This window comes from Flavobacterium aquidurense (assembly GCF_031458035.1).
Lineage (GTDB): Bacteria > Bacteroidota > Bacteroidia > Flavobacteriales > Flavobacteriaceae > Flavobacterium > Flavobacterium aquidurense_C.
Window position 1 is genome coordinate 136,212 of the sequence record NZ_JAVDXR010000005.1, and the last position, 17,552, is coordinate 153,763.

At 34.3% G+C, this 17,552-nt stretch carries 14 protein-coding genes and 3 tRNA genes; 9 read left to right on the plus strand and 8 right to left on the minus strand.

The features are described 5' to 3' along the window. Positions 1–70: 70 nt before the first annotated feature. The gene (locus J2X17_RS09860) at positions 71–1,201 is read right to left on the minus strand and encodes a glycoside hydrolase family 26 protein (protein ID WP_310297056.1); all 1,131 of its coding nucleotides are present in this window, start codon (positions 1,199–1,201) and stop codon (positions 71–73) included. 281 nt (positions 1,202–1,482) lie between these two features. Between J2X17_RS09860 and J2X17_RS09865 the strand changes: the two genes are divergently transcribed. The 4 genes from J2X17_RS09865 to J2X17_RS09880 all read left to right on the plus strand — a co-directional run bounded on the left by J2X17_RS09865 (position 1,483) and on the right by J2X17_RS09880 (position 6,581). Then, positions 1,483–2,361: an AraC family transcriptional regulator gene (locus J2X17_RS09865; protein ID WP_310297059.1), complete on the plus strand. Its 879-nt coding sequence runs from the start codon at positions 1,483–1,485 to the stop codon at positions 2,359–2,361. A gap of 323 nt (positions 2,362–2,684) precedes the next feature. After that, the gene (locus J2X17_RS09870; RefSeq protein WP_310297063.1) at positions 2,685–3,920 is read left to right on the plus strand and encodes a glycoside hydrolase family 27 protein; all 1,236 of its coding nucleotides are present in this window, start codon (positions 2,685–2,687) and stop codon (positions 3,918–3,920) included. Between the two features lie 12 nt (positions 3,921–3,932). Continuing rightward, on the plus strand, positions 3,933–4,898 hold the full coding sequence (locus J2X17_RS09875; protein WP_310297066.1) for a glycoside hydrolase family 5 protein: 966 nt from the start codon (positions 3,933–3,935) through the stop codon (positions 4,896–4,898). Positions 4,899–5,507: 609 nt separating this feature from the next. Then, positions 5,508–6,581: an outer membrane beta-barrel protein gene (locus tag J2X17_RS09880; protein WP_310297069.1), complete on the plus strand. Its 1,074-nt coding sequence runs from the start codon at positions 5,508–5,510 to the stop codon at positions 6,579–6,581. A 412-nt stretch (positions 6,582–6,993) separates the two neighbouring features. On the opposite strand, the gene J2X17_RS09885 is transcribed toward J2X17_RS09880, so the two are convergent. From J2X17_RS09885 to J2X17_RS09905, 5 genes are all read right to left on the minus strand, one after another. After that, a complete protein-coding gene (locus J2X17_RS09885; RefSeq protein ID WP_310297071.1) occupies positions 6,994–7,899 on the minus strand; it encodes an N-acetylmuramoyl-L-alanine amidase in 906 nt (301 codons plus the stop codon). A 34-nt stretch (positions 7,900–7,933) separates the two neighbouring features. Continuing rightward, positions 7,934–8,479, minus strand: a complete 546-nt coding sequence (locus tag J2X17_RS09890) for a hypothetical protein (RefSeq protein ID WP_310297074.1) — start codon at positions 8,477–8,479, stop codon at positions 7,934–7,936. 45 nt (positions 8,480–8,524) lie between these two features. Next, positions 8,525–9,838, minus strand: a complete 1,314-nt coding sequence (rimO, locus tag J2X17_RS09895; RefSeq protein WP_194657072.1) for a 30S ribosomal protein S12 methylthiotransferase RimO — start codon at positions 9,836–9,838, stop codon at positions 8,525–8,527. 216 nt (positions 9,839–10,054) lie between these two features. Further along, on the minus strand, positions 10,055–11,560 hold the full coding sequence (locus tag J2X17_RS09900) for an OmpP1/FadL family transporter (protein WP_310297078.1): 1,506 nt from the start codon (positions 11,558–11,560) through the stop codon (positions 10,055–10,057). 45 nt (positions 11,561–11,605) lie between these two features. Continuing rightward, positions 11,606–12,532 carry a hypothetical protein gene (locus J2X17_RS09905; protein WP_310297081.1) on the minus strand — a complete coding sequence of 309 codons (927 nt, stop codon included), beginning with the start codon at positions 12,530–12,532 and terminating at the stop codon, positions 11,606–11,608. Between the two features lie 102 nt (positions 12,533–12,634). Here J2X17_RS09905 and proS point away from each other — a divergent pair, with 102 nt between their 5' ends. The 5 genes from proS (at position 12,635) to rpsT (ending at position 14,903) form a co-directional block, all read left to right on the plus strand. Beyond that, positions 12,635–14,113 (plus strand): proline--tRNA ligase, encoded by a 1,479-nt coding sequence (gene proS, locus J2X17_RS09910; RefSeq protein WP_310297084.1) that lies wholly within the window; start codon positions 12,635–12,637, stop codon positions 14,111–14,113. A gap of 77 nt (positions 14,114–14,190) precedes the next feature. Then, positions 14,191–14,262: transfer RNA gene (locus J2X17_RS09915), tRNA-Glu, on the plus strand. 47 nt (positions 14,263–14,309) lie between these two features. Then, positions 14,310–14,381, plus strand: a tRNA-Glu gene (locus tag J2X17_RS09920). 44 nt (positions 14,382–14,425) lie between these two features. Beyond that, positions 14,426–14,497: transfer RNA gene (locus J2X17_RS09925), tRNA-Glu, on the plus strand. Between the two features lie 154 nt (positions 14,498–14,651). Continuing rightward, positions 14,652–14,903: a 30S ribosomal protein S20 gene (gene rpsT / locus J2X17_RS09930; protein WP_007803459.1), complete on the plus strand. Its 252-nt coding sequence runs from the start codon at positions 14,652–14,654 to the stop codon at positions 14,901–14,903. Positions 14,904–15,259: 356 nt separating this feature from the next. Here the strand turns inward: rpsT and J2X17_RS09935 are convergent, their stop codons facing one another. Both J2X17_RS09935 and J2X17_RS09940 read right to left on the minus strand, forming a co-directional pair. Next, positions 15,260–15,673, minus strand: a complete 414-nt coding sequence (locus J2X17_RS09935; protein WP_310297087.1) for a response regulator — start codon at positions 15,671–15,673, stop codon at positions 15,260–15,262. 6 nt (positions 15,674–15,679) lie between these two features. After that, positions 15,680–17,389, minus strand: a complete 1,710-nt coding sequence (locus J2X17_RS09940; RefSeq protein WP_310297090.1) for a PAS domain-containing sensor histidine kinase — start codon at positions 17,387–17,389, stop codon at positions 15,680–15,682. Between the last annotated feature and the right edge of the window lie 163 nt (positions 17,390–17,552).

The window sequence follows — 17,552 nt, forward strand, 5'->3', positions numbered from 1 at the left end:
TTTTTTTTGCACGCAGATCACGCAGATTTGAGCGGATTTAAGCGGATTTTTAATTTTTAATTCTCAATTTTTAATTTTTCTTGATGTCTTTTTCAAATAGCGTTTTGTCAAGATTATAAAAATCGACAAAATCTTTTTCGCTTACTTGTCCTGAGTATGGTGCGTAGTAATGCATTTTTTGTTCTTTTTCCTGCCATCCATGGTTTCTCCACAACAAAACATAAGATATTTTATAATCGCCAATCGCTTTGTTCAAAGTTCCTGTCCACCATTTTGGATCTGGAATTGCTTCGTAACCTGCTTCCGCGACAGCGATTAATTTGTGTTTTTCAATGCCGATTTCGTTTACAACTTTTAATTGATTTTGAACTTCTTCAATAAATTTTTTGCCTTCTTTGTCGTCATTATTCTGATAAGAATCAAAACTTATAATATCGGCATAATTATCGCCTGGATAATTGGCTATAAAATCTTCTTTTGATTTAAAACTGCTGGTGTTGTAAACATAAATTAAGTTGTGAACGCCTTTTTTCTGAAGATAATCAATAGTGAATTTCCATAAAGCTTTAAATTCTTCAGGAGTGCAATTTCCTTTTCCCCACCAAAACCAGCCTCCGGTAAGTTCATGATATGGTCTGAAAAGAATCGGAATGTTTTTTCCTTTTTCATCCTTTAGTGATAAAAAGAAGGTAGAAGCTTTGTCTAACCAGGAAATGAATTTTTTATGATTTTCGCCGCCGGGTAAAACTGTTTTTGCTGCGTTTGGCGTATTGTCCCAGGCATTTTTTCCGGTTGCAGGATTATCGAAATGCCAGCTGATGGTTGAAATTCCGCCTCTTTTATTAACGTCTTTTATATATTGTTTCATTTTAATAAAAGGCACGCCGTCAATATTGTTTTCTTTATCGTTTTCTAATCCCGCAATGTCCCAGCCATAGACCGCCGGATAATCTCCGGTAACATCTTTTATATCACTTCGGCCATCTTCATATTTCCATTTTACACCGTAAGCAAGATCATCCTGATGTCCAAAAAGATACCCTTTTGCGGTAAGCTGATTCAGTTTTTTATAAAGAGCTACAGTTTCAGTTGTTGCTTTTTTATCAGAAAGTGACAAATTAGTATTGGAGACAAAAGCTTGTGAAAAGCCTGAAGTTCCGATAAGTACTGTTATTATAAGAATTATTAAGTTGTTTTTCATCTTAGTTGGATATTGTTTCGTTTTGGCAATAAGTACAAATTTGATAGCAATTTCAATTTGTAATTCGCTGTATTTTATGATATAAAATTATTAAAACTTTAAAAAGAACTACTATTAAAAATGATTAATGTTTATTATTAATATAGTTTTTGTAAAATTGATAATTGACTTTTTCAAAGATAATCGGATGTTCATCTTATAATTAGTATTATTTTATCAATTATATATCATATTATTGCAAATAAAAAAAAGGCATTTGTTATGCAAAACAGTTTTTAAAGATGGGTACTACTAAAAATTTTTATAGAGAAATTGCTCCGCTTTCTGCCGGAGACAGTTTTTTGGTTTTTGACAGGGTGAAAGACAGTTTTGATTTTCCGGTGCATTATCATCCTGAATTTGAGATCAATTTTATTTTAAACGGAAAAGGAGTGAAGCGCGTTGTGGGTGACAATATTGAAGAGATTGACAATGTTGAACTGGTTTTGATTGGGCCCAATTTATATCATGGCTGGGAATTAAATAAATGCACCAGTAAAAAAATACATGAAATTACGATTCAGTTTCACAATGATTTATTTCATGAATCTTTATTGTCCAGAAGAATCATGAACCCGATCCGGGATATGTTTAATCGTTCGATTCATGGTATTTTATTTTCAAAAAAAGTAGCCGAAGAATTAACGCCAAGACTCGTAAAGCTCTCTAAATTAGACGGAATGGATTATTTTTTGGAGATTACTTCCTTATTATATGATTTGGCGAATTCCAGAAATCAGCGTTTGCTTTCGACTTATACAGTTGATTATGATACGTTTGATGATTATGATAAAATGAAATTGGTTTACGAATATGTGCAGAAGCATTTTTCTGAGAAAATTACTTTGGAAGATGCTGCTAATGTTGCCAGTATGTCAATAATTTCTTTTAACCGGTTTATTAAAAAACGTACCGGAAAAACTTTTGTCAATTATATAAATGATATTAGGATTGGTTATGCAGCTAGATGGTTGGTTGAGAAAGACATGAGTGTTTCTGAGGTAGCTTTTAGATCTGGTTTTAATAATATTGCCAACTTCAATCGTAGTTTTAAAGCTATAAAAAACTGTACACCAAGTCAATATCGTGAAGATTTTTCCGGACTAAAACGAATATTATAATGATACTTTTTTAGCATAGACAAATATTATTTATAACGAAATCGTTTGATTTTCGAAGTTTCACTAATTTTTATTTATAATAGCGATTAACTAAATCAGTTTTGTTGCGAATAATTCAATTTTAGACATGCTTTGTTTTTATATGTGTTTTTTTAAGCTGTTAAAGTGAAAATATTATCAGTAAATGATGTAATACTATCGATTTAGCTTTTACTTCTGTTGTAGATTTGATCATTGGTTTAGCTTTTGAGTTAGTTTTCAGATATTCCCTAATTGAAAAATTAGGGAATATCTTTTTATAGTATATTTTAAAATTTTTAGTAATGAAAAAAATCATTTTAGCATTTGTTTTAGGAATTTCAAGTTTCGGCTTTAGCCAGGGAAATACACATACGCAAGCATCAGGAAAGTTTGAAGGTTTGGCAATGACGCCTCCGATGGGATGGAATTCATGGAATACCTTTGAAACCAATATCGACGAGAAATTAGTGAAAGAAACTGCTGATATTATGGTTTCGTCGGGAATGGCTGCTGCGGGATATAACTATATTGTACTTGACGATGGCTGGATGACTAAGGAACGTGATGCAGATGGGGATTTAGTTCCGGATCCTGTTAAATTTCCAAACGGAATGAAGGCTGTTATCGATTATGTTCATGGTAAAGGTTTGAAATTCGGTTTGTACAATTGTGCGGGTACGCAAACTTGTGCAGGCTATCCGGGTACACGTGGATACGAATATCAGGATGCGAGATTTTATGCTAAGCTTGGAATCGATTTCTTAAAATACGACTGGTGTAATACGCAGGGAATTTCAGCTAAAGAAGCTTATGCGACAATGAGCAATGCACTTAAAACTGCCGGGAAACCAATTGTTTTCAGCCTTTGTGAATGGGGTGACAATCAGCCGTGGGAGTGGGGCAAACCGATTGGGAATCTTTGGAGAATTTCGGGAGATATTTATCCTTGTTTTGACTGTGAATTCAAACATGTCGAAGGAAATTGGTCTTCATGGGGATTTATGAAAATTGTAGAAATGCGAAAAGATATCCGTAAATATTCTGGCCCGGATCATTGGAATGATTTTGATATGATGGAAGTGGGTGACGGAATGACAAATACGGAAGATAAGTCGCATTTTGCGATGTGGTGTATGATGGCATCGCCTTTAATTGCAGGAAATGATTTCAGAAAAATGTCTAAAGAAACATTAGCAATTTTAACCAATAAAGAATTAATAGCGGTTAATCAGGATAAATTAGGCGTGCAGGGATTTAAATATTCTGCAGAAGATGGATTGGAAGTTTGGGTAAAACCTTTATCAGACGGGAATTGGGCTGTAACTTTTTTAAACAGAAGTGATGTGGTTAAGAAAATCAATTTTGACTGGACGAAACACTTGATTAAAGATACAGATTTTGGTTATGAAGCTGATTTCAGCAAAACAACTTTCAAACTTAAAGATCTTTGGAAGAATAAAGATATCGGGAATACAAAAAAGAATTTTGTAGCTGATATTGCTCCGCATGATGTCATTACATTAAGGCTATTTCCATAAAACTGAATTAAGATGAAATCACAAGCTAAAATTTTCACCATTCTATTATTGTGTGTTTGTTGTATTTCGAAAGCGCAATTTGTAAAACATCATGGAAAATTACATGTTCAGGGAACGCAGTTGACGGATCAGAATAATAATCCTGTTGTACTGCGTGGAATGAGTTTTGGCTGGCATAGTTTATGGCCACGATTTTACAATGAAAAAGCAGTGCATTGGCTTAAGAAAGATTTTAATTGCAATGTTGTTCGTGCTGCGATGGGGGTAGAACTCGGGGACTTGTCTTATATAAAGAACCCGCAATTTTCTAAAGAGAAAATCGAAGCTGTTATAAAAGGAGCTATACAATCGAATATTTATGTTATTATCGATTGGCACAGTCATAATATTAATCTAAAGGAAGCAAAAGTCTTTTTTGCGGAGATGTCTAAAAAGTATGCTAAATACCCTAATATAATATACGAGGTGTTTAATGAGCCAGACCATGAAAGTTGGCCGGAGGTAAAGGCGTACTCTGAAGAGATAATTAAGGTAATTCGAAAAAATGACCCGAACAATATTATTCTGGTTGGTTCGCCGCATTGGGATCAGGATGTTGATCTTCCGGCTGCTGATCCTATAAAAGGGTATTCTAATATAATGTATACCATGCATTTTTACGCTGCGACGCATGGTAAAGGATTAAGGGATAAAACGGATGCAGCGATTAATAAAGGTATTCCGATATTTATTTCAGAATCTGCGGGAATGGAAGCGACTGGTGACGGACCTTTAGATATGAAAGCATGGCAGGAATATATAGATTGGATGGAAAGCCGAAAGTTAAGCTGGGTTACCTGGTCAGTTTCTGATAAAGTAGAAACTTGTTCCATTCTTAAAAAATCGGCAAAATCTGAAGGGAGATGGAAGGATGAAGATTTAAACGAATCCGGAATAAAAGTTCGGGAGTTTCTTAGAAAATACAACACGCAAGAATAGAATAAGTTATTTGCTTTAAAAAAGCCTGCTCAGTTTGAGCAGGCTTTTTTGGTTTTAATTGTAAAACTTTTTGATTTTGATTTCAAAATTTTAATGAGCGTTTAAGGCTTGTGAGGGTGGTTTTGATGATTCATTTTTGTAAGAATTTTTAAATTTTTTATAAATGAATTCAATATCTTTTTAAATTTAGGTTACGAATCTTGTTTTTAGTTATCAATTTTATTTACCCCTATTTTTTATAGGGGTTTTATTTTTAAATCATGTTTTATTGTTGGTTTTTCGACTGTTTGTTAGGGTTATTTGGTTGCTGACCCTAAAAATTTTCTTATTTTTATCAAAAATGCGTTAGGGAATTTTCAAAAATAAATCGGTATTAATGTCAAATCACGATTATTGTTAAATTAATTTTTGTAATCCATAATTCTTCTTTAAAAACATCAAAAAAATAGATTTCAATTCTTTTACTCATACAAAAGTTAATAAATTCGCTAATGAAAATGAAGAGGTTTTAAGGGGAGATTAGAGGTTTTTAAGAGCGACTTATAGTATTAGATACATATATAAAAATTTAACTAACCAGAATCAATTAATAACTAAAACCAATTAAAAATGAAAAAAGTATTACACATTTTAGCCGCGATGTTAACGAGTTCTTTTGCTTTTGCCCAAGATGATACCGATGCTGCAACACCACCGGCAACAACTTGGGGAGGATCAGCAGATGCTTACTATAAATATGATTTTTCAAAACAAATGAACGGATTGACGAGCTTTACCAACTCTCAGGACTCATTTGAATTAGGAATGGCTTCTGTTAATGCGGGACATACCTTCGGAAAAGCATCTGTATTTGTAGATTTAGGATTCGGAAAAAGAGCTGGCGAATTTTCATACAATGAAACAACAGATAAAGATATTAATGCGAAATTTTTAATTAAACAATTATTCTTTACTTATCAGGTTACAGAGAAATTTAAACTTGTTGCCGGTAGTTTTGGTACACATATAGGTTATGAGGTATTGGATGCTGTTGGGAATAAAAACTACAGTATGTCTTATGCCTTCTCTTATGGGCCATTCTTTAATACTGGGGTAAAAGGGCAGTATACTTCAGGAAAGTTTACAGCTATGTTTGGTATCACAAACCCAACAGATTTTAAATCAGCAATGGATGCAGGATCTAGTCAAAAAACATATATAGGACAAGTAGGATATATTGGAGAAACAGGTAGTGCTTATTTGAATTTTACATCAGGAAGTTCAAATCCCGCATCTGACGAAAATAAAACACAATTTGACCTTGTGGCTTCTAAAACGTTAAGTGATTCTTTTGCTTTAGGATTTAATGCTACATATGCTAAAACTGCAAACGACTTTGATAGTACTTTAGATGGTGATTGGTTTTCACTAGTTGGTTATGCTAATTACTCATTCAATCCTTCATTATTATTAGCTTACAGAATGGAATATTTCGATGCTAAAGATGCAGCTCCAAGTTTAGGAACATTGACAGGATCTAATGTATTTGCAAATACTGTTTCATTAAATTACAAAGTTGGAAAACTAACAATAATTCCAGAGTTTAGATACGATGCAGCTTCTGAAGATATCTTTTTAGATAGCGATGCAAACCCGACAGGTGGATCTTTCTTCGGATTAATTGCTACAACATACTCTTTCTAGAGATAAAGATTGATATTTTTTTTTTTTTTTTGGAGCTGTCAAAACATGCAAATGTTTTGGCAGCTTTTTTATTGCAAGATTCTCTTTTATTGCAGACTTACAGAGTATGTGAATCTGTACTGATTGATTGTGTTTTTTTTGCTGCAGATTAAGAATTAAAGGATTACTTTTTCTTTATAGATTAAATGGATGTACTTCAATGATGTTTACATAAGATAGAGATAGTGTTTGATTAATGCGGATATTTAGTATTTCCAAAAAAAGTTAGCACCAACAATGGAATCTTTTTAATCCTGTAATCCGTGGCTAAAAACGCTACGTTCTAATTTGTGTAATTCGTGGCAGCTTTACAACAAAAAAAACGCGCTCTAAATATTTAGAAACGCGTTTTTATATTTTATAAATTGTTTTTTTACTGAATTTGCTTTTTATAAATCGAGTAAATAGTATCAATTGTTTTTCTGTCTAAAACAGCTGTAACATCTGTTTGTATATAATGTAATTTAAAAGCCTGAATTGCAGCTGAAAGATTTTTAGTGTTGTAACCAATAATACGTAAAGCAGGTTCAATTTTAAAATCAAAAGGGGCTTCTTCCAAAACTTCATCTGGCCAGATTCCGAATCCTTTTTCTGCTAAAGTCTTCCATGGAAACAAAGCGCTTGGATCTTGCTTTCGTCCTGGAGCGATGTCAGCGTGTCCTAAAATATTTTGAGTCGGAATATTATAATCTTTTTTTAATTTGGTTAAAAGAGCTACAAGGCTGCTGATTTGTGCTTCTGTAAAAGGTTTAAAGCCATTATTGTCAAGTTCAATTCCAATTGAGCTCGAATTTAAATCAGTATTTTTTCCCCATGTTGCTGCACCTGCATGCCAGGCTCTTAAATAATCATTTAGCATCTGGACTACTTTCCCGTTTTCCGAAATAACGTAATGAGCACTTACTTGGGTTTTTACTTTAGTAAAAGTGTTTATGGTTTGTTGCAGAGAATCTTGTGCTGTGTGGTGAATAATAATAAAACTTGGTTTTCTTAAATTAAAGTTTACAGTTCCTATCCATTCCGTATTGATTCCGTTTAATAAAGCAGTTGAGCCTGTTTTTGATAATGTATCTTTTACGATTCCCAGTTGAGATGCGTACGAGGTATCTATAACTACCGGACTAACTGCTGGAATTGGTTTGGCTTCTTTGCTTGTAATTTGATTTTCTAAGGTTTTAAGCTGTTGATCGTAAGCTTTCTCAGTAGTTTTATATGGGTTTGTCGAGCAAGAAGTAATTATAATTGCTAAAATCAAGTAATAAAAATGCTTTTTCGCCATGGTAGATTGCGTTTTAAGATTGGGTTAAAAACAATTATTCGTGAACTTTTGTTAATTCGTTATCTTTTTTTAGATCTTCTTTAGGTTCGGAATCTTTTTTCTTTTTGTTTTTAGTTTTTTTAATCTCCTTGAAATTAGCCATAAAAGAATTGTATTTTTCCACTTGATCTGGATTTAAAAAAGCGGTTATTTTTTTTGTAGTGCTCTCTCTTAGTGCTTTAATTTGTTCCATTTTTTGATCCTGACTGCTATTTTCATTTTTCAGAAGAATGCCCTGTTCTTTCATGCTGTCAGCTAAAACATTTGTAATTGCAATAGCTTGTAATTCATCAAGATTTACTTCAGGTTTCATTTGTTCAACGATTTTTGCAGCCGTTTCTTCTGCAGGTATTTCTTTAGGCTTGCTTGGACTGCTTTGTGGTCCCTGCATCATGCTTCTGTCCATTCCTCCGCCATAACCGCCACTGCCATAGCCACCGCCACCATATCCATTATTGTATCCATTTCCATATTGTGCCGAAACAGAATTGAAACAGAATAAGGCTAAGACTAAAAGAAATAAGGATTGCGTGGGTTTCATAAAAAAATCGATCTAAAAGTTAATTAACAAAGTTATACCGTAAATTTAAGCAGGTTCTCCGTATAAATCAAATTCTGTTGCTTCTATTATCCTAATATTAACAAATTCTCCAGTTTTTACATAATGTTTAGAAGCGTCAATTAAAACTTCATTGTCAACATCCGGGCTGTCAAACTCAGTTCTTCCGACAAAATGTGCACCTTCTTTTCTGTCAATAATACATTTGTAAACCTGTCCAACTTTCTCCTGATTTAAATCCCATGAAATTTGCGATTGCAATTCCATGATTTCATTAGCCCTGGCTTGTTTTACATCGTCCGGAACATCATCTTCCAATAAATAGGCATGTGTGTTTTCTTCATGAGAATAGGCGAAACATCCCATTCTGTCAAATTTCATTTCCTGAACAAAATCTTTCAAAATCTCAAAATCTTCCTGAGTTTCTCCAGGATATCCAACGATTAATGTTGTTCTAATTGCCATTCCGGGAACTGCAGCGCGGAAATCTTTCAATAACTGAGTCGTTTTAGCTTGTGTAGTACCGCGACGCATCGATTTTAGAATAGAATCTGAGATATGTTGCAAAGGAATGTCAATATAATTACAGATTTTCGGCTCGCGTTTCATAACTTCCAAAACATCCATCGGGAAACCAGTAGGAAAGGCATAGTGCAAGCGAATCCACTCGATTCCTTCTACTTTTACTAAAGCTTCTAAAAGTTCAGCAAGATTTCTCTTTTTATAAATATCAAGACCGTAGTAAGTCAAGTCCTGTGCGATCAAAATCAATTCTTTTACACCGTTTTTAGCTAAACCTTCAGCTTCTTTAACTAATTTTTCGATAGTCTGCGAAACGTGTTTACCACGCATTAGCGGAATTGCACAAAAACTGCAAGGTCTGTCGCAGCCTTCCGCAATTTTTAAATAGGCATAATTTTTAGGAGTTGTGGTCAAACGTTCTCCTAATAATTCATGTTTATAATCAGCTCCTAAAGCTTTCAATAGTTGAGGTAATTCTGTAGTACCAAAATACTGATCCACATTCGGAATTTCTTTTTCTAAATCAGGTCTGTAACGCTCAGATAAACATCCTGTTACGAATACTTTGTCAACTAAACCTTTGTCTTTTTTATCAGCATATTCCAAAATCATGTTTACAGATTCTGCTTTAGCATTATCAATAAATCCACAAGTGTTGATGACGATAATGTTTCCTTCTTCTGCTGCAGGTGCCTCATGTTGTACTTCTTTACCATTGGCACGAAGCTGTCCCATTAGCACTTCACTGTCATATACATTCTTCGAACACCCAAGAGTGATTACGTTAATTTTGTTCTTTTTTAAAGACTTGGTTCTCATACTTTTATAAATTGGAGTGCAAAATTACACTTTTTTATTCAAACACCACTTGTTTCGGTTTCTTTTAGGTGTTTTTTATGAAGCTAATCCTGCTGTTCGCGATATCTTTTCCTAGCTAAAGAAGCTAGAAAAAGGATGTCGCTTCCATCAGGGCTAAAAAAAAATCCGTCAAGTAAAAGCCTGACGGAAATTTAAATTAATCTATTTATTCTTTAATTACAATTCAAATAATAAAGTCATAGAAACATTATTTAGTTTCGATGTTATGTTTGCACCATCAGTAAATCCGGTAGCAAAAAATCCCTGATTTGATTTTCTTTCTAAATAGGAGTAAGCTAAATCTATTTTTGTAGCCCCAAAACTATAACCTAAACCAGCTGAATAGCTGTTTAAGTCACCAATTGTTGTTCCGTTTTTATAAGGACTTCCTTCAAATCGGTATCCACCACGTAAACTTAGTCGTTCTATTTTATATTCACCACCAATTCTTAATTCGCCATTGTTGGTTAACTGATTTCTCATATCATTATTTACTCCTCCAAAACCTGGGTCACTCGTTGGTTTGTATTTCGTGTTGCTGTAGTCTTTAAAAGCGTAGTCAATGCTGATTAATCCTGATTTTCCAATTATATACGCCGCGCTTAAAGTTATTTTTCCAGGCGTCTGTAAAGTGTATGATTGGTAAACATTGATCACATTAGGGTTAATGTTCTCATGAATTATTTCTCCGCCTGCTGCTTGTCTTGTTGTTTGAAGGCTTTGAGCAGTTTCGTCATATAGCGCATACCATGTATTTGATTCGTATGCTAAACCAAGTCTAAAGGCTTTGGTAACTTTTGCAATTGCTCCAAGCTGAAAAGAGAATCCGTTTCCGTACGTATAAAGGTCATTATTGAAACGTAAGTTAGAAATGGTTTCGGTTGGTTCCAAAGGATTGTTGTTGTCCTCATAAAAGCTACTCGATCTTCTATAATCAGTAATATGAAGATTTAAGTTTGCTCCAAGATAAATTCTGTCTTTATAAGAGGTTGCTATGTTAAAACTTAATTTGCTGTTGTATCCCCATGCGTATACTTCATTTTCCTGGTAATAATTACCGCCGGCAGGAACATTAGTGGTGTATTGAGTGTTATTGCCGTCATTTTCATTAACAGGATCAATTACATGTCCCCAATAACCTAAATGTGCCTGTTGTTCATTATAATTTAAATCGCTGTATTCTAATCCGTCGATAATATTTAAAGGAATACCGTTAGCGTACTTTAGGAAATATTGGTCAATAGAGTTTCTGGGATTTGTTCCTGCAGAAAAAACATCACTATTGAAATTGTTTGTATTCTCGTAAGTACCTGCAATTGCAATTTTTTTCCAGTTGGCATTTGGGTTATGATTGTTAAAAATAAAAACACCACTAGCTTGATTTAATATAAAAGAATTGTCTTTATCACTGGTTTGAGTTCCGAAGTAATTGGAATTATTTTTAATATTTTGGTTGCTGAAAGTTATTCCAACCTGATTGTTTATGAATATTGCCGAACCTGCCGGGTTTAAGGTTAAAGCGGATAAATCTCCTCCAACGGCTCCAAAGGCACCGCCCATTGCTCTGAATCGTGCGGTTCCGGTTATATTGTCCTGAGCTAAACGAACAGCATCCGACACTTCCTGAGAATATGATGCGCTAACGGTTAGTCCTGCAATAAATAGGAAAAATATTTTTTTCATGGGGTTAAGTTTTAAATGTGATTTATCGATTTTATGAAAAAAGGATTATCTTCTTCCGCCGCCACCGCCACCGTAAGATCTTCCGCCACCGCCACCGCCGCCAGATGATCTCATGCTTCCGCCACTGCTGTTCATAGAGCGAGATGGGCCAGGAGAGTATGATCTGGACGAAGAGCTGTTGCTGTTGTTGTAATTGTAGCTTCTATTTGTTGCAGCATTCGAGCTTCTATTAGTATAGTTGTAACTGTTTTGTCCTTGAGTAGAGCTTCTTCTGTTTGTGAAAGTTGGGCTGCTGTTTCGAGACATGGTAGAGCTTCTTCTGAAATCAGAATAAGAACTGCTTCTGTTAGTGTTATAGCTATTTCTATTGTTTGTGTAGCTACCACTTCTATTAGTAGAATACCCTCTGTTTGTAGCGTAATTTCTAGATCCATAATACGAAGCTGATCCTCTTCTTCCGTAGCTATAAGCATAGTTGTTGTAGCCATAACCATAATAAGGGGGGTAATATCCCGGATAACCCCAACCTGGGTAACCCCATCCATAATAAGGATAGCCCCACCCGTAGCCATATCCGTAATATGGGTAACCCCATCCAAATCCAATTCCAAATGACCACATTGGGTCTGAGTAAACGGTTACTGCTACGTCAGAAGTTGCGCTTCCCCAGGCAGGGTAAGCTGCGGGAGCGGTTTGTGTACTGTCATTTTGAGCATAATTACCATAGCTGTCGACATCGGTAAAGATGTCATCTGATTGTCCGTCGTTCTGTAATGATTTGAAATAACTTTTATATTGACTATTTGTATTTGTTGTAGTTTGAGTATAAGTGGTAGGTGTATTACCATAAACACCATCATTGTCGTGATAGGATGAATTTTGGTAAGAACCACACGATGCAAGCAGAAAACTCAGCATTCCAATTAAGTAAAAATGACTTGAGTTTTGGCGGAGAGATGTAGAAGTTTTCATATCTGTGGTGTTTTTTATTGTTGCACATTACAAAAATAGTTAGTTTTGTCAAACTATTTAGTTAAAAATTATTAAAACAAAATTTGTGCCAAACTATTCAATATGAGTAAGAACCTCACTACAAGATCAGAAGATTATTCGAAATGGTATAACGAGCTGGTTGTAAAAGCAGATTTAGCTGAAAACTCGGGCGTTAGGGGCTGTATGGTGATTAAACCTTACGGATATGCTATTTGGGAAAAAATGCAGGCGGAGTTAGATAGAATGTTTAAAGAGACAGGACATCAAAATGCGTACTTTCCTTTGTTCGTGCCGAAAAGCATGTTTGAGGCGGAAGAAAAAAATGCAGAAGGATTTGCAAAAGAATGTGCTATTGTAACGCATTATAGATTAAAAAATGACCCGGAAAAACCTGGAAAACTAATGGTTGATCCGAATGCTAAATTGGAGGAAGAGCTTATTGTTCGTCCAACTAGTGAAGCTATTATTTGGTCTACATATAAAGGATGGGTACAGTCTTATAGAGATTTACCTTTATTAATTAATCAATGGGCAAATGTTGTGCGTTGGGAAATGCGTACGCGTTTGTTTTTAAGAACGGCAGAGTTTTTATGGCAAGAAGGTCATACGGCTCATGCTACAAAAGCAGAAGCACTTGAGGAATCTGAAAAAATGATGAATGTTTATGCTGATTTTGCGGAGAACTTCATGGCGATTCCGGTTGTAAAAGGTATAAAAACTGAAACAGAACGTTTTGCAGGTGCTGATGAAACATATTGTATTGAAGCCTTAATGCAGGATGGAAAAGCTTTGCAGGCAGGAACTTCTCACTTTTTAGGACAGAATTTTGCAAAAGCTTTTGATGTGAAGTTTGCAAATGCCGAAGGAAAACAAGAACATGTTTGGGGAACTTCATGGGGAGTTTCGACTCGTTTGATGGGGGCTTTGGTTATGACGCACTCTGATGATCAGGGATTGGTTTTGCCTCCTAATTTGGCACCAATTCAAGTTGTAATTGTTCCTATATATAAGACAGATGAGCAATTAGCTGAAATTACCACTGCGGTAAATGATTTGACTGCGAAGTTGAAGAAGTTGAAGATTTCGGTTAAATATGATGATAGAACAACTCAAAAACCAGGATTTAAATTTGCTGAATGGGAATTGAAAGGTGTACCTGTTAGAATTGCTGTTGGTCCAAAAGATCTGGAAAACGGAACTTTTGAGGTTGCAAGACGAGATACATTGACAAAAGAAGTGGTTTCAGCTGAAGGAATCGTTACTTATGTAAATGATCTTTTAGAGCAGATTCAGGCTGATTTATTTAATAAAGCATTGGATTATCGTAATACACATATTACGGAAGTGAATAGTTTTGAGGAATTTAAGGAAGTTTTAGAAGGGAAAGCAGGTTTTGTGTCAGCTCATTGGGATGGTACAGCTGCTACTGAAGAGAAAATAAAAGACTTGACAAAAGCAACGATTCGTTGCATTCCTTTGGATAGTGTGGAGGAAGCGGGAACCTGTGTGTTTACTGGTAATCCGTCTACCAAAAGAGTGTTATTTGCGAAGGCATATTAAAAAATAATAATTTTTTTTACATCAGGTATTGTACATCTTAAAAATAGTTGTATTTTTGCATCCGCATTAGAGAAGCAGGCCCGTTCGTCTATCGGTTAGGACGCATGGTTTTCATCCATGTAAGAGCGGTTCGATTCCGCTACGGGCTACTATTTTTTTACTGCGAATTTGTTCTTGAAATATTGAGAATTAAAATGGCCCGTTCGTCTATCGGTTAGGACGCATGGTTTTCATCCATGTAAGAGCGGTTCGATTCCGCTACGGGCTACAAATTTCAATTTATTTAAATTGGAAAAAAACTTAGAAGAATATGGTCTGTTCGTCTAGGGGTTAGGACTCCAGGCTTTCGTCCTGGTAACAGGGGTTCGATTCCCTTACAGACTACTAAATTAGTTGTGAATAAGTTTTATAAAATAAAAATTGGTGTCTCGGTTTTTGTTTTATTAGTTAAAACCAAAGTGATTGTTTTGCAATTGTGGGAGGTTTTTCTTTTTTAACTAGTATTTATAATAATTTTTACATCTAAAATAAAAAGAAAATGGCAAATCATAAGTCAGCATTAAAAAGAATCAGAAGTAACGAAAAAAGAAGAGTTCTTAACAGATACCAACATAAAACTACTCGTAATGCAATTAAAGCATTAAGATTAGCTACTGAAAAATCTGATGCAGCTTCTAAATTATCAACTGTAATCTCTATGATTGATAAATTAGCTAAAAAGAACATCATTCACGATAATAAAGCTTCTAACTTGAAGTCTAAATTAACGAAACATGTTGCTAAATTGTAATTAACTACAATTTATTAAATATATAAAAAGTCCTCTTTTAGAGGACTTTTTTTGTTTGGATATAACTGGGTTAAAATTTAAATTCCAAATTCCAATACTTTGTCCTTTTTATGTGAGGGTTAAGTTGGGATTTGGAATTTTTTTATTGGAGTTTATTTCTTTTGAAAAAAAACTAATTCCATTTACCTATGATCGCGTTAGGGATAGAAGCGATACCTTTTTGTGACGAATAAGTTGTTTTGGCTTATTTTGGTAGTTACCGAGTAAAAGATTTAGCGGAAAGCCGATCCGTCGCGGCTGAAAACGCCATAATTGTTTTTGTCGGAAAATAAATTCAAAGATAAGGTGAGCAATGTTTAAATGTCAATTTTCCTTTTCAGGTATTCCAGCATGGGAATAGTGATTGGTTTTGATAAGAAGTCAATGATTATGGGGTATTTCTTTGCTTTGGCCAGATCTTCAGGGTCTATAGTAGAGGATAGAACAATGACATTTGCTGTGTTGAACTCGGCATAATCTTCAGATGTAAAATGATCCAGGAACTCCCAGCCTCCCATTACCGGCATGTTAAGATCCAGAAAAATCAGTTCAGGTTTTTTGTTGACATTATTTTTACTGTTGGTGTACTTTAGGGTATTGAAATGAAGCAGTGCTTCCTCGCCATTTTGAGCTGTGATAATTTCATTCGAAAATTCGGATTTTGAAATTACTTTTTTGCATAACATTAATGTGATCGGATCATCGTCAATGCATAGAATTTGCTCAAGCATAATAAATTAATTTTTAAACGTTATTGTAAATGTGGTGCCTTTGTTGACTTCGCTATCTATACTTATAGTTCCGCCCATGGTTTCTACCTGCGATTTTACCAGATATAGCCCTAGTCCTTTACTGTCTGGATAGTTATGAAATCTTTGATAAAGTCCGAAAACTTTGTCGCGATTTCTTTCTAAATCGATCCCAATTCCATTGTCTTTAAAAGTTAAAATGGCTTTGTGATCTATTTGTTCGGCTGTGATTGATATTTTTAATTTTCGATTTTCCGATTTGTACTTAATGGAATTCGTTAGTAGGTTGAGTAAAATACTTTCTATGTAGGCTTTGTTTGTGGTTAATAGCGGAACTCTGTCGAATTTGAGTTTTATAATTGGTTTGTGTAATTCTATTTGAAAAGAGAGTTGGTTGAATACATTTTCGAAAACTTCTTTTAAAGAAACTTCTTCTTTTTGCATCGAAGGATTGTCTTTAATGATGATGACTTTTACGAGGTCATTGATGGTTTCGTTTAATAAATGTGTTGATTTGGTAAATCCAGTCAGGATTTCTTCAAGTTCAGGATTATCAATCGGAATATCCTCTATAAGATTTAAAAGACCGATTAAATTGGATAATGGTGCTCTAAGATTGTGTGATGTGATGTATGAAAACTGTTTTAAATCTTTATTGTTTTGGGTCAGTTCACGAATAAGATGTTCTTTTTCTGTTTCTAATTTTTTTTCATCAGTGATGTCTCTTTGTATTGAAATCCAGTGCGAAATTACGCCTTCGTTGTTAAAAATAGGGATCATAGAAAAGCGAACCCAGTATTCTTCTTTTTTCTTGGTGTAACTTATGGTTTCGATTAAACACTCTTCCTCGTTTTTAATTGCTCGTAAAAGCTTTTTTAGTTCGTCTGAGTCTGATTTTGGTCCTTTGAAAATATTTGGAGATTTTCCGATTATTTCGTTAGATTGATATCCTGACATTTGAGAAAATGCCGGATTTACATAGACAATTTTTGGAATTTTTCGAACTGCAGAATTTGCTTCTGTAATTAAAATTGAATCTTTAGATTGTGTTATTACTGTTTCTAAAAGTTTTAATCGTTGTTCTTCTTCTTTTTGCTTTGTGATATCCTGAATGGCTCCAATCATTCTAATGGCTCGCCCTTTTTCATCTTTTAATAAAAAACCCCGGTCAAGGACATATTTATAGGTTCCGTCGGCACATCTGAAACGATATTGATCTTGCCATTTTTCTGTTTTTTGTTCAATGAAGGAATAGAGTTTAATAGACATTCGAATACTGTCTTCAGGGTGGATTTTGTCAAACCACCATTTTGATGTTTTTCCTACTTCTTCCTGATTGTATCCAAAAATACCTTCGATTCCTCTGTTCCAACTAATGCTGTCTTCCTGAATTTTCCAGTCCCAAATGGTATCGCTTGTTGCTTTGGCTACGATGTCATATTTTTCGTTCGATTCTTTAATTTCTTCATTGGTCTGTTTTAGTTTTTCGAAAACAGAAACATTTTTAATGTCGTTTTTAGATAGTATGTATTTGAATACCAGTCCTGTGATTAAAATGTAAAGAATGTCTTTTATAAGGAATAAATAGTAATTTTCTGTCGAAGAAAAGTAATTAGTGAGTAATTTATGACAAACTATTGCCATAAATAACGAAATGATAATATAAACTAGAGTAATTTGGAGAGTTTTACTTTTCATTACTCAAATATAGTTAAATTAACTATAATTCTGCAATAAATAGGGTTCAAATTGATAGTTAATTTTACATTGTTTAACGAACTAATTACTTGGATATACGCAAACTATCTAAGAAACGTTTTTTATATCAAAATAAAGTGTACCTTTGCACCCATTAAAAATC